This window comes from Xanthomonas sp. NCPPB 3569, assembly GCF_041475645.2.
GTDB lineage: Bacteria > Pseudomonadota > Gammaproteobacteria > Xanthomonadales > Xanthomonadaceae > Xanthomonas > Xanthomonas phaseoli.
In genome coordinates this window covers 3663850-3676802 of the sequence record NZ_CM192969.1, presented here as the reverse complement: position 1 = coordinate 3676802, position 12953 = coordinate 3663850, and the positions used below count along the sequence as shown (strand labels likewise).

14 protein-coding genes are annotated in these 12953 nt (G+C 66.1%); all 14 read left to right on the top strand.

All coding sequences use genetic code 11. The annotated features are described in order from the left end of the window. The first annotated feature begins 149 nt into the window (after positions 1-149). Positions 150-677, top strand: a complete 528-nt coding sequence (locus ACCQ03_RS15955) for a GNAT family N-acetyltransferase (RefSeq protein ID WP_057686957.1) — start codon at positions 150-152, stop codon at positions 675-677. Positions 678-774: 97 nt separating this feature from the next. Then, the gene (locus tag ACCQ03_RS15950) at positions 775-1452 is read left to right on the top strand and encodes an alpha/beta hydrolase (protein ID WP_057686958.1); all 678 of its coding nucleotides are present in this window, start codon (positions 775-777) and stop codon (positions 1450-1452) included. 89 nt (positions 1453-1541) lie between these two features. After that, complete coding sequence (locus ACCQ03_RS15945) at positions 1542-2270, top strand: YebC/PmpR family DNA-binding transcriptional regulator (RefSeq protein WP_017156656.1); 729 nt, start codon at positions 1542-1544, stop codon at positions 2268-2270. A gap of 130 nt (positions 2271-2400) precedes the next feature. Continuing rightward, positions 2401-2925, top strand: a complete 525-nt coding sequence (gene ruvC / locus ACCQ03_RS15940; protein ID WP_017156655.1) for a crossover junction endodeoxyribonuclease RuvC — start codon at positions 2401-2403, stop codon at positions 2923-2925. A 118-nt stretch (positions 2926-3043) separates the two neighbouring features. Then, positions 3044-3628 (top strand): Holliday junction branch migration protein RuvA, encoded by a 585-nt coding sequence (ruvA, locus tag ACCQ03_RS15935; protein WP_209225564.1) that lies wholly within the window; start codon positions 3044-3046, stop codon positions 3626-3628. A 196-nt stretch (positions 3629-3824) separates the two neighbouring features. Then, positions 3825-5729 (top strand): potassium transporter Kup, encoded by a 1905-nt coding sequence (locus tag ACCQ03_RS15930; RefSeq protein ID WP_017156654.1) that lies wholly within the window; start codon positions 3825-3827, stop codon positions 5727-5729. Between the two features lie 2 nt (positions 5730-5731). Next, positions 5732-6850: an SMI1/KNR4 family protein gene (locus ACCQ03_RS15925; RefSeq protein WP_209225562.1), complete on the top strand. Its 1119-nt coding sequence runs from the start codon at positions 5732-5734 to the stop codon at positions 6848-6850. Positions 6851-6889: 39 nt separating this feature from the next. After that, positions 6890-7930 carry a Holliday junction branch migration DNA helicase RuvB gene (gene ruvB / locus ACCQ03_RS15920; RefSeq protein ID WP_041019372.1) on the top strand — a complete coding sequence of 347 codons (1041 nt, stop codon included), beginning with the start codon at positions 6890-6892 and terminating at the stop codon, positions 7928-7930. A 52-nt stretch (positions 7931-7982) separates the two neighbouring features. Then, positions 7983-8441, top strand: coding sequence for a tol-pal system-associated acyl-CoA thioesterase (ybgC, locus tag ACCQ03_RS15915; RefSeq protein WP_017169053.1), 459 nt, complete (start codon positions 7983-7985; stop codon positions 8439-8441). 11 nt (positions 8442-8452) lie between these two features. Beyond that, positions 8453-9232 carry a protein TolQ gene (tolQ, locus tag ACCQ03_RS15910; protein ID WP_008578063.1) on the top strand — a complete coding sequence of 260 codons (780 nt, stop codon included), beginning with the start codon at positions 8453-8455 and terminating at the stop codon, positions 9230-9232. A gap of 157 nt (positions 9233-9389) precedes the next feature. Beyond that, positions 9390-9839: a protein TolR gene (gene tolR, locus ACCQ03_RS15905; protein ID WP_017156650.1), complete on the top strand. Its 450-nt coding sequence runs from the start codon at positions 9390-9392 to the stop codon at positions 9837-9839. After that, positions 9829-10869: a cell envelope integrity protein TolA gene (gene tolA / locus ACCQ03_RS15900; RefSeq protein ID WP_017159323.1), complete on the top strand. Its 1041-nt coding sequence runs from the start codon at positions 9829-9831 to the stop codon at positions 10867-10869. The genes tolR and tolA overlap by 11 nt, the downstream gene beginning before the upstream one ends. Before the next feature lie 188 nt (positions 10870-11057). Next, complete coding sequence (gene tolB / locus ACCQ03_RS15895) at positions 11058-12377, top strand: Tol-Pal system beta propeller repeat protein TolB (RefSeq protein ID WP_003482565.1); 1320 nt, start codon at positions 11058-11060, stop codon at positions 12375-12377. Positions 12378-12434: 57 nt separating this feature from the next. Then, positions 12435-12953 carry a peptidoglycan-associated lipoprotein Pal gene (gene pal, locus ACCQ03_RS15890; protein WP_003482562.1) on the top strand — a complete coding sequence of 173 codons (519 nt, stop codon included), beginning with the start codon at positions 12435-12437 and terminating at the stop codon, positions 12951-12953.

Sequence of the window (12953 nt, the reverse complement as noted above, 5' to 3'; positions counted from 1 at the left end):
TCCCGATTCCCGATTCCCCATTCCCCATTCCCCATTCCCCATTCCCCATTCCCCATTCCCCATTCCCCATTCCCCATTCCCCATTCCCCACTTGCAGCAACGCCGCAGCATGCGAGAAGCTGCCGCGTCGACTTGCCAGAGGGGCCCGCATGACCCGCATTCGCCGCGCCACGCCGGACGATGCCGAAGCGCTGTCGCTTCTGGCCGCGCAGACCTTTACCGAAACCTTCGGGCATCTGTATCCGGAAGAGGACTTGCGCGGTTTTCTGGAAGAGACCTATGCCGTGGAGCGCGCGCGCACCGTGCTGGCGCACCCGGATTACGCGATCTGGCTGCTGGAGATGGATAACCTGCTGGTCGGCCACGCAGCCGCCGGCCCGTGCGGGTTGCCGCATGATCAGGTGCGTCCCGGCGACGGAGAGCTGAAGCGGTTGTACCTGCTGAAGGACTATCAGAACAGCGGCTGGGGCAGCCGATTGTTCGAAACTGCGCTGCAATGGTTGGAGCGCGAAGGCCCACGCACCTTGTGGATTGGCGTGTGGTCGGAAAATTTCGGCGCACAACGCTTCTACGCCCGCTACGGTTTCGAAAAGGTGGGCGAATACGACTTTCCGGTGGGCAAGATCGTCGACCGCGAATACATCCTGCGGCGCAGCCCGGTGCTGGCAGCGGACTAGTCGCACCAGTGCTGCCGTCCGTTGCCCTTGCGCATTCGCTCTGGCGTCCAGCGCGCAACGCACACGCCTCTGACGCCCTCTGCCGGTAACCATCTCAGTGTCCAGCGCATCACCCACCAGCCCGGCCGCGCCGCGGCGCAGTCAGCGCGAGGGAGCACGTGCCGCGACTGCCGACGTGCTGCTGGTGCACGGCATCTGGAACACCGCGCACTGGCTGCTGCCCTTGGCGCGGCGGATGCGTGCCAACGGGCTGGCGCCTGCGCTGTTCGGGTACGCCAGCGTGCTCGGCGGTCCCGCGCATGCGGTGCCGCGTCTGATCGAACGCCTGCGCGCCAGCCGCGCGCAGCTGGTGGTCTGTCACAGCCTGGGAGGGCTGATGACCCTGCAGGCACTGCAGGATGCCCCCGACCTGGCGGTGCGTCGCGTGGTCTGCCTGGGCTCGCCGTTGTGCGGCAGTGCCGCTGCGCGCGGGCTGGCGCAACGTGGCGGGCTGTGGGCGATGGGCCGCAGCGCCGCGATCTTGCAACAGGGCTTTGTGCGCTGGGACGGCCAGGCCGAGATCGGCCAGGTGGCCGGCAACGTGGCGCGCGGGATCGGCCGCTGGCTCGCCCCGCTTGAGGGTGACTCGGACGGCACCGTGGCGCTGGCCGAAACCCGCCTGCCCGGGCTGCGCGACCATTGCGTGGTGCGGGCAAGCCACAGCGGCCTGTTGCGCTCGCCCGAAGCCGCCGCACAGGCGCTGGCCTTTCTGCGCACCGGCCGCTTCCAGCCGTGAACATGCGCCGGCGGATGGCGCTGCCCCGGTGAAGGCAGGCAATCAGGTAAAATCCGCGCCCTGTCATTGAAGCCAGTCTGGAACCACCCATGGGTAGAGGTCCCTCGATCGAAGGCCGCAAGAACGCCTCCGACGCCAAACGCGGCAAGATGTTTACCAAGATCATCCGCGAGATCAGCGTGGCCGCCCGCGCCGGTGGCGGCGACCCGTCCAACAATCCGCGTCTGCGCACCGCCATGGACAAGGGCCTGTCGTCGAACATGTCCAAGGACGTGATGGAGCGCGCCATCAAGAAGTCCACCGGCGAGCTGGAAGGGGTGGAATACGAAGAAGTGCGCTACGAGGGCTACGCGCCCGGCGGCGTGGCGGTGATCGTGGACTGCCTGACCGACAACCGCGTGCGCACCGTGGCCGATGTGCGCCATGCCTTCAGCAAATGCGGCGGCAACATGGGCACCGAGGGCTCGGTGGCCTTCATGTTCAAGCGCCTGGGCGTGCTGAGCTTCGCTGCCGGCATCGATGAAGACACCCTCACCGATGCCGCCATCGAAGCCGGCGCCGACGATGTGGTGGTGTACCCGGAAGACGGCGCCATCGACGTGCTGACCGCCCCGGACGCCTTCGCCCAGGTCAGGGACGCCCTGGTCGCCGCCGGGCTGGAACCGGCACACGCCGAAATCACCTTCCGCGCCGACAACGACATCGCCGTGGACGGCGATACCGCCGTGCAGGTCCGCAAGCTACTGGACATGCTCGAAGACCTGGACGACGTGCAGGACGTGTATTCGAACGTCGATCAAGCGGCGCTTGGCGCCTAAGGCGCCGGGAATCGGGAATGGAGAATCGGGAATCGAAACGGCAGCATCCTGCATCGCTCGGCAATGTCGAGCACGCCAGTCGGCCGCTTTACCCATTCCCGATTCCCGACTCCCAATTCCCGGCTTCTAGATGACCCGCATCCTGGGCATCGATCCCGGTTCGCAGCGCACCGGCATCGGCATCATCGATATCGACGAGGGCGGTCGCAGCCGGCATGTGCACCACGCGCCGTTGATGCTGCTGGGCGAGGGCGACTTCTCCCAGCGGCTCAAGCGGCTGCTGCAGGGGCTGGGCGAGCTGATCGAGACCTACCGGCCGGATGAGGTGGCGATCGAAAAGGTGTTCATGGGCAAGAGCGCCGCTTCTGCGCTCAAGCTCGGCCACGCGCGCGGCGCGGCAATCTGCGCGGTGGTCATGCGCGACCTGCCGGTGCACGAGTACGCCGCCACCGAAGTCAAGCTGGCGCTGGTCGGCAAGGGCGGCGCGGACAAGGTGCAGGTGCAGCACATGGTCGGCATCATGCTCAACCTGAAAGGCAAGCTGCAGCCCGACGCCGCCGACGCACTGGCGGTCGCCATCACTCACGCCCACGTCCGCGCCACCGCGCAACGCCTGGGCGTCAATACCCAACAGGCCTGGAGCCGCAAAAGATGAGAATCGGGAATCGGGAATCGGGAATCGGGAATCGCAAGAGCAGGGTCCAGAGCAGCGCACGCTGTTTCGATTCCCCATTCCCGATTCCCCATTCCCGGCACTGCCAAGGCGGTGCCCAATGATCGGCCGTCTGCGCGGGATCCTGGCCTACAAGCAGCCGCCGTGGCTGGTGATCGATGTCGGTGGGGTCGGCTATGAGCTGGAGGCGCCGATGAGCACCTTCTACGACCTGCCCGATGTCGGTCGCGACGTGATCCTGTTTACCCATTACGCGCAGAAGGAAGACAGCGTGTCGCTGTACGGTTTCCTGCGCGAAGGCGAGCGGCGGCTGTTCCGCGATGTGCAGAAGGTCACCGGCATCGGCGCCAAGATCGCGCTGGCGGTGTTGTCCGGGGTCAGTGTCGACGAGTTCGCCCGCCTGATCACCAGTGGTGACATCACCGCGCTCACGCGCATTCCCGGCATCGGCAAGAAGACTGCCGAGCGCATGGTGGTGGAACTGCGCGACCGTGCGGCCGATTTCAGCAGCGGCGCACCGATCACCGGCCAGCTGGGGCCCAACGCCGTTTCCGAGGCCACCGTGGCCTTGCAACAGCTGGGCTACAAGCCGGCCGAGGCCGCCCGCATGGCGCGCGACGCCGGTGCAGAAGGCGACGAGGTCGCGACGGTCATTCGCAAGGCGCTGCAAGCCGCGCTGCGCTAGGCGCGGGCGCGATCCATTGCCAGGCCGCAAAGCGGGCGCGGCCGGCACTCGGCATCGACAGGGGCGGCCCGTACACTGCGCATCCTTGCCCGCGGCCAGCCCGTACCTTGGGTGCCTGTGACCTCGGTGCAGGCACCTGCGACAGGTGCTGTCTCCCTCATCATCTTCACGCTGTCTGGCGAAAACTGCCCACCTCATGTCCCACACCCCCAAATCAGCAGGCTCCAGCCACGCGCCCGCCAATAGCCAGACCGCCCTGGTCATCGGCGCGATCGGCGTCGTCTTCGGCGATATCGGTACCAGCCCGCTGTATACGCTCAAGGAAGCGTTTTCGCCGCACTACGGACTGACCCCGGACCACGACACCGTGCTGGGCATCCTGTCGCTGGTGTTCTGGGCGCTGATGCTGGTGGTCACGCTCAAATACGTCACCGTGATCATGCGTGCCGACAACGACGGCGAGGGCGGCATCATGGCGCTGACCGCGCTGGCGCAACGCACGCTGCCTGGCGGTTCGCGCTCGATGTATGTGGTCGGCATCCTCGGCATCTTCGGTGCCTCGCTGTTCTTTGGCGACGGCGTCATCACCCCGGCGATTTCGGTGCTGTCGGCAGTGGAAGGCCTGGAGGTGGCCGCGCCCAAGCTGGAGCCGTTCGTGGTGCCGATTACCCTGGTGGTGCTGGGCATGCTGTTCCTGGCGCAGCGCTTCGGGACCGAACGTGTCGGCAAGGCATTCGGGCCGATCACCCTGCTCTGGTTCTTCGCGTTGGGCGCGATCGGCGTCTACAACATGGCCCGCGCACCGGAAGTGCTGCATGCACTGAATCCGTGGTGGGGCGTGCGCTTCTTCGCGCAACACAACTGGCATGCGGTGTTCGTGCTGGGCGCGGTGGTGCTGGCGGTGACCGGCGGCGAAGCGCTGTATGCGGACATGGGCCATTTCGGCGCCAAGGCGATCCGTCGCTCGTGGCAGTTCGTGGTGTTGCCGATGCTGACCTTGACCTACCTGGGGCAGGGCGCGCTGGTGCTGCGCAATCCGGCCGCGGTCAGCAACCCGTTCTACGAGGCGGTGCCGGAGTGGGCGCTGTACCCGATGATCGTGCTGGCCACCGCCGCCACGGTGATCGCCTCCCAGGCACTGATCACCGGCGCCTATTCGGTGGCCAGCCAGGCCATGCAGCTCGGCTACATCCCGCGCATGCACATTCGCCATACCTCGCACTCCACCATCGGACAAATCTATGTGCCGGCGGTGAATTGGTGCCTGCTGGCGCTGGTGGCGGTGGCAGTGATCGGTTTCGGCGACTCGGCCTCGCTGGCCACCGCCTACGGCGTCTCGGTGACCGGCACCATGCTGATCACCACCGTGTTGATGATCATCTACGCGCGCGCCAACCCGCGCGTGCCGGCGCCGCTGCTGTGGTTGTTCGCGCTGGTGTTCCTGGCGGTGGACTGCGCGTTCTTCTACGCCAACATCATCAAGTTCCTGGACGGCGCCTGGTTCCCGTTGTTGCTGGGCCTGATCCTGTTCACCCTGATGCGCACCTGGCGCCGCGGCCGCAAGTTGCTGCACGACGAGATCCGCAAGGACGGCATCAAGCTGGACACCTTCCTGCCCGGGTTGATGCTGGCGCCGCCGGTGCGCGTGCCCGGCACGGCCGTGTTCCTGACCGCCGACCCGATGGTGGTGCCGCACGCGCTGATGCATAACCTCAAGCACAACAAGGTGCTGCACGAGCGCAATGTATTCCTGACCGTGGAGACCCTGCAGGTGCCGTACGCAGCCGCCGGGAAACGGCTGAAGATCGACGCGATCGGCGACGAGTTCTACCGTGTGCATGTGCGCTTCGGTTTCATGGAGACCCCAGACGTGCCGCTGGCGCTGATGCGCTCCTGCGACCAGGGCGGGATCTATTTCGACCCGATGGACACCACCTATTTCGCCAGCCGCGAGACCATCGTGGCCAGCGCCAACCGCGGCATGCCGATCTGGCGCGACAAGCTGTTCGCGCTGATGCATCGCAATGCCGCCCCGGCCACCGGATTCTTCCGCATCCCCGGCAACCGCCTGGTGGAGCTGGGCGCACAAGTCGAGATCTAGGCATGGCAGCGCTCAAGTGGATGGTCTACGGGCGCTCCCCCAGCCTGGACACCTTCTGGGACGAACCACTCAACCTCGGGCGCATGCCGGCGACCGAGGCTGCGATCGCAGCGGCCCAGGCGCGGCTCGGCGTTCGCCTGCCGGGCTGGCTGCTGGAGTTGTACGCGCGCTATGACGGTGGCGCGGTGCAGATGGCACGCGGCCAGTCCCTTGAAGAGCCGGACAACTGGCTCAAGGCCGAGTGGCTGATCCCGCGTGCGCGCCTGCTCGGCTGTGCAGACCTGTTCTCCTTTGCCGAGGTGCGCGCCGGCCAGGACTATCGTGACGATGCCTATGACGGTTTGGCGGAATGTGGCGACGACCGCCGCCTGATCGCCATCGCAGCCGATGATCGTTCGCCCAGCCGCGCGCTGTGCCTGGATTACTCCGCATCGGATGCCGAGCCCGCCCTGGTCTATGTCGATGCGGGCAACAAGCGCCGTCTGGCCGTGTTCGCCAATGTGGACGATCTGCTGGCGCAACTGGTCGATGTCGTGTACTGGTCCCCCGCTTTGCAGGCCAGGCACGATGGGGACGCTGTGCACTGGCAGCCGCAGCCACCGGCAGTGACCACGTTCTGGAGCGGCCCCGGCCACTGGAACGCACAGGCGGCCGCTGCGGACGACGAGGCCTTCGCCGCGGCCGAGGCACGGCTGGGCGTGCGACTGCCGGCGCTGCTCAAGCGGCTGTACGCCGTGCAGGACGGCGGCGACACCGGCTGGTGCTGGGTGCCGCGAACCCGCTTTCCGTCCGATCGCTATGTGGATTGGGAATGCGTGCTGGTGGATCGCGATCTGCCGCCGCTGGCGCACATCCGCAGCGTGTTGGATTTTGCCGATGCCTTCGAAGACCGGACTGACTTCAGTGCCGCAGCCTGCCTGCACGCCGGCCTGGATCGGGTGCTGGTGCTGGCCTGCCACAACGTCGATAGCCTGCTGTGCCTGGACTATCGTGCGCGCGGGCCGCAGCACGAGCCGGAGGTTGTCTATTTCGAGACCTGGGATGGTCTGGTGCCGACCTGGCGCGCCGCGAGCTTCGATGCGTTCTTCGGCGTACTACGGCAAGCCGAGCTTGAGCTCTAGAGGTTGGGCCATCCGCGCGCGGCATGAGAAGATGGTCGGATGACCGAGCAGCGCATCATCGCCAGCAGCTCCACCCGCGAAGACGACGCCGCCGATGCGAGCATTCGTCCCAAGCGCCTTGCCGATTATCTCGGCCAGCAGCCGGTGCGCGAGCAGATGGAGATCTACATCCAGGCGGCCAAGGCGCGTGGCGAGGCGATGGATCATGTGCTGATCTTCGGCCCGCCCGGGCTCGGCAAGACCACGCTGAGTCACGTCATCGCCAACGAGCTGGGCGTGAGCCTGCGCGTGACCTCCGGCCCGGTGATCGAAAAGGCCGGCGATCTGGCCGCGCTGCTGACCAACCTGCAGCCACACGATGTGTTGTTCATCGACGAAATCCATCGCCTCTCGCCGGTGGTGGAAGAAGTGCTGTATCCGGCGATGGAAGATTTCCAGATCGACATCATGATCGGCGACGGCCCGGCTGCGCGTTCGATCAAGATCGATCTGCCGCCGTTCACCCTGATCGGCGCCACCACGCGTGCCGGGTTGCTGACCGCACCGCTGCGCGACCGCTTCGGCATCGTGCAACGGCTGGAGTTCTATTCCCCGCAGGAACTGACCCGCATCGTGATCCGCTCGGCGGCGATCCTCGGCATCGACTGCACGCCCGAAGGCGCGGCGGAAATCGCACGCCGCGCGCGCGGTACCCCGCGTATCGCCAATCGCTTGCTGCGTCGCGTACGCGACTACGCACAGGTCAAGGCGGCCGGGCATATCGATCTGCCGGTGGCGCAGGCGGCCATGCAGATGCTCAAGGTCGACCCGGAAGGCTTTGACGAGCTCGACCGCCGCATGTTGCGCACCATCGTCGAGCACTTCGACGGCGGCCCGGTCGGCGTGGAATCGTTGGCCGCCTCGCTGTCGGAAGAGCGCGGCACGCTGGAAGATGTCATCGAGCCGTACCTGATCCAGCAGGGCTTTCTGGTCCGCACCGCGCGCGGCCGCATGGTCACGCCCAAGGCCTATCTGCATCTGGGCCTGAAACCGCCGCGCGACCGCGCCCCGGGCATCGGCGAACCGGGAGACCTGTTTTGAGAACGCTCTGTTGGTCGCCAACCTGGGCCGTCCCGAACGAAGCTCCGTGCCCATGACCATCGAATCCCGATTCCCGAATCCCCAATCCCCGCCGGTATTCAGTTGGCCGACACGCGTCTACTGGGAAGATACCGACGCCGGCGGGGTGGTCTACCACGCGCGCTACGTTGCCTTCATGGAACGTGCGCGCACGGAGTGGATGCGCGCGCTCGGTTACGGGCAGGAGCGTATGCGCCAGGAGCACGACCTGGTGTTTGCGGTTCGCTCGATGCAACTGGATTTCCTCAAGCCGGCCCGGCTCGACGACGCGCTGTCAGTGTCGGCGGTGTTGCTGCGATGCAGACGGGCCAGCCTGCTGTTCGCGCAATCGGTCCGTCGCGAAGGCGAAGTGCTGCTGACCGCCGAGGTGCGCATTGCCGCGCTCGGTGCCAGCGACTTCCGTCCGCGTGGCATGGACGATGCGCTGTATGACGTGTTGAAAGCTCTAGAAACCCCAGAATCCGATTACTGAGGAACGAACGGATGTCGATTGCATTGCTCCTGGCCCTGCAGGACACGGTAGTGGAAGCACTACCGCAGGACGTCGCCGCTGCCGCGGCGCAGACCGCCAGCGTGGCGCACAACAGCAGCATCAACTATGTGGACCTGATCCTGCGCGCCAGTATCCCGGTCAAGATCATCGTGCTGCTGCTGCTGATCGGCTCGTTCATCAGCTGGGTGATCATTTTCCGCAAGGCGCGTGCGTTCAAGCTGGCCAATCGCGAGGCCGACGAGTTCGAGAACCGCTTCTGGTCCGGTGCGGACCTGGCCAAGCTGTATGCCTCGGCAACCGACCGCAACCGGACCGTTGGCGGTCTGGAGTCGATGTTCGAAAGCGGCTTCCGCGAGTTCTCGCGCCTGCGCGATCGCCGCCGTCTGGACGCGCGCGTGCAACTGGAAGGCGCGCAGCGCGCCATGCGCACTGCCTTTACCCGTGAGGTCGACCAGCTCGAGCGCAATCTCGAATTGCTGGCCAACATCGGCTCCACCGCGCCGTACGTCGGCCTGGTCGGTACCGTGTTCGGCATCATGGTGACCATGCACGACATGGTCAGCAGCGGCGAGCAGGCCGGCATCGCGGCCGTGGCGCCGGGTATCTCCGAAGCGCTGTTCGCCACCGCCATCGGCCTGTTCGTGGCGATTCCGGCGGTGTGGGCCTACAACCGCTTCACCACCCGCGTGGAACGGCTGTCGGTGCGCTACGAGACCTTCGCCGACGAGTTCAGCTCCATCCTGCAGCGCCAGGCTGGCGCGGACGAGTGATGCGCGCTCCCGGCATGCATCCGCACGGTTTGATGCGGGACGTGGCCGGGCGAGCCAGTCGCGTCGATGCACAGCGTGATGCGCGGCTGTCCCTCACCCGGGCGCCGCGCGACTCCACTGCCGCCCGGCGCCGAGGATTAATTAGGAACGTTTCGCGATGATCTCCGGTATTTCCCGTCGTAAGAAGCGCAAGCTCAAATCCGACATCAACGTCGTGCCGTATATCGACGTGATGCTGGTGCTGCTGATCATCTTCATGGTCACCGCACCGCTGCTGACCCTGAGCACCGACGTCAGTCTGCCCAGCTCGCGCGCCAAGGCGCTGGAGAGCAAGCAGGACCCGGTGGTGGTGGTGGTCGCTGCCGATGGCAAATTGGCGCTGCAACTGCCCAAGGGCAAGCCGCAGGCGATGGACGTGGCCGCGCTGCAGGCACAGTTGGCTGCCATCGTGGCGCAGGACAAGGACGCACGTGTGGTGGTGGCCGGCGATCGCGCCGCGCCGTACCAGAAGATCATGGACGCCATCGACGTGCTCAAGCAGGCCAAGGTCGAGAAGGTGGGCCTGATTTCCGACTCCGGCGGCAGCGCAGGCAGCGATGCACGCTGACGCGCTCCCCACGCAGACGGCGCGCGACGACGGCTGGTTTCGACCGGTCGTCCTGGCATTGGTCGTGCACGTCCTGGTCGCGCTGGTGTTCATCGCCGGCTGGCTGTGGTCGCCGGAACGCTCGGTGGAACCGGCAGCCGGCGACCCCAGCATGGAGGCCTCGCTGGACGTGTCGGCTGCCGAGGCGCGGGTTGCGCGCCAGGCATTGAAGGCCACGCCGGTCGAAACGCCGCCCCCGCCTGCGCCGTTGCCCGAACCCGCGCCGGAAGACAGCGTGCCACCGCCGCAGCCGATCCCCGAGCCGCGCCCGCAGGATGCACCCACGCCGCAGCAGGCGCAGGCACAGGAGCGCGTCGCCCAGCCCGACAAGGTCGACCAGGAGCGCGTGGATGCATTGGCCATTTCCGCCGAAAAGGCCAAGCAGGAACAGGAAGCCAAGCGTCGCCAGGAGCAGATCGACCTGACCGAGCGCAAACGCCAGGAAGAGGCCGAGCAGAAATTGCGCCTGGCCAAGCAGCAGGAAGAAGCCGACGCCAAGAAGAAACAGGCGGCCGCACAGCAGGCGGCGGAAGAAGCCGAACGCCAGAAGAAGATCGCCGAGATCCGTCGTCAGCGCGCGCAAGCCGATAAGGAAATGGCGCTGGCCGAGCAGAAGTTGCGCCAGGTCGCGGCCGCGCGTGCGCAACAGGCCTCCGCGGCCGCGGCGACCAGCGCGCAGCCGACCGCAGGGCAGGGCGGTACCAGTACCGACCTGTCGGCCAAGTACGCTGCCGCGATCCAGCAGAAAGTGCTGGCGCAATGGGTGCGTCCGCCGTCGGTGCCGCCAGGCCAAAAATGCACCATCAACATCCGCCAGTTGCCGGGCGGCAGCGTGATGGAGGCCAAGGTAGCACCCGGCTGCCCCTACGACGAGGCTGGCCAGCGTTCGATCGAAGCCGCCGTGTTGAGCGCCCAGCCGTTGCCCTACCGCGGTTTCGAATCGGTGTTCCAGCGCAACCTGACCTTTGTGTTCACGGCGCAGGATCAGTGACCCTGGTCTGGCTGCGGCGACCACTGTCGCCGCAGCCTGATGCCACCCCGCGTTATCGTCCATGGGGCTGTCCATGTCGCTACACCATCGCTCGCTCCGTTTTCACGTCACCTCATTCACGATTGCGAGTATGTTCACTCGTTGATTGCTATCCCTTGCACACTTTTCCTGCCCGATCCGAGCCGTCCATGAAAAAACCGCTGCGTTGGCTAGCCGCCTTGACCGCCCTGTTGTTGCCGCTGAGCGCACTCGCGCAGCAGCAAGGCCTCACCATCGATATCGTCGGCGGTAGCGCGTCTGCCACGCCGATCGCCGTCATTCCGATGCCCTATCAGGGCTCGGGCACCGCGCCGCAGACCGACGTATCCGCCGTGGTCGGCGCCGACCTGGATCGTTCCGGCCAGTTCCGCACGTTGCCGGCTGCGCAGATCGTCGAAAAGCCGACCCGTGGCACCGAGGTGCAGTTCCAGACCTGGCGCACCCTCAAGCAGAACTACATCGTGGTCGGCCGCGTCATGGACGCCGGCGAAGGCGCATACCGGGTCGAATACGAGTTGTTCGACGTGGCCAAGGGCGAGCGCATGCTGGGCCTGGCGATGACCGCGCGTGCCAACGCAATGCGCGATGTTTCGCACCAGATGGCCGATGCCATCTACGAAAAAATCACTGGCGTGCGCGGTGCATTCTGGACCCGCATTGCCTACGTGACCGCCAGCGGCAAGGGCGGCGCCATGCGTTATGCGCTGATGGTGGCTGACTCGGATGGCTACAACCCGCAAACCATCGTGCGTTCGGCCGAGCCGCTGCTGTCGCCGAACTGGAGCCCGGACGGCAAGAAGTTGGCGTATGTGAGCTTCGAGCGCGGCAACTCGTCGATCTACCTGCAGGACATCGCCACCGGCGCACGCGAGCTGGTCTCCAGCTTCCGCGGCATCAACGGCGCACCGTCGTTCTCGCCGGACGGGCGTCGCCTGGCGCTGGCGCTGTCGCGCAGCGGTAACCCGGAAATCTACGTAATGGACCTGGGAAGCAAGCAGCTGACCCAGCTCACCAACCACTTCGGCATCGACACCGAGCCGACCTGGGCGCCGGATGGCGGCAGCATCTACTTCACCTCTGATCGTGGCGGTCGTCCGCAGATCTACCAGGTGGCAGCCAGCGGCGGCAGCGCCAACCGCGTGACCTTCCAAGGCAACTACAACGCCACCGCCAGCGTGTCGTTCGACGGCAAGAAGATTGCCGTGGCACAGGGCAGCGGCAACACCTACCGCATCGCGATGATGGACCGCAGCCTGGGTTCGCCCAGCTGGAGCACGCTGTCGCCGGGTTCGCTGGACGAATCGCCGAGCTTTGCGCCTAACGCCAGCATGGTGTTGTACGCCGCACGCGAAGGCGGCCGTGGCGTGCTGTACGCGGTCTCTTCCGACGCTCGGGTCCGCCAGCGCCTGGTGCTGGCCGACGGCGATGTGAGAGAACCCGCATGGGGGCCTTACCGAACCGCGCATTAATGTTAATATTTCGCTGCGTTAAACCACTCATTGGCCCAGAGCCTCCATAGGTACCCCATGAACAAGTCCACCCGCGTCTTGCTTGTCTCCCTGCTGTCCGTTGCTGTGCTGGCTGGTTGCTCGAAGAAGGTGAAGGAAACTCCGCCTCCTGCGACCGATACCACCGCTGGTTCCTCGGTTCCCACCGGCCCGTCCACCTCTGGCCTGTACGGCCCGGGCGACCTGGATACCGATGCCTGCCTGCGTCAGCGCGTTGTTTACTTCGATCTGGATCAGGACTCCCTGAAGCCGGAATTCCAGGCCATCATGGCTTGCCACGCCAAGTACCTGCGTGACCGCCCTTCCTCGCGCATCACCCTGCAGGGCAATGCGGACGAGCGCGGTTCGCGTGAGTACAACATGGGTCTGGGCGAGCGTCGCGGCAATGCCGTGTCGTCCTCGCTGCAGGCTGCCGGCGGTTCGGCCAGCCAGCTGACCGTCGTCAGCTACGGCGAAGAGCGTCCGGTCTGCACCGAGTCGAACGAGTCCTGCTGGTCGCAGAACCGCCGCGTCGAAATCGTGTACACGGCTCAGTAA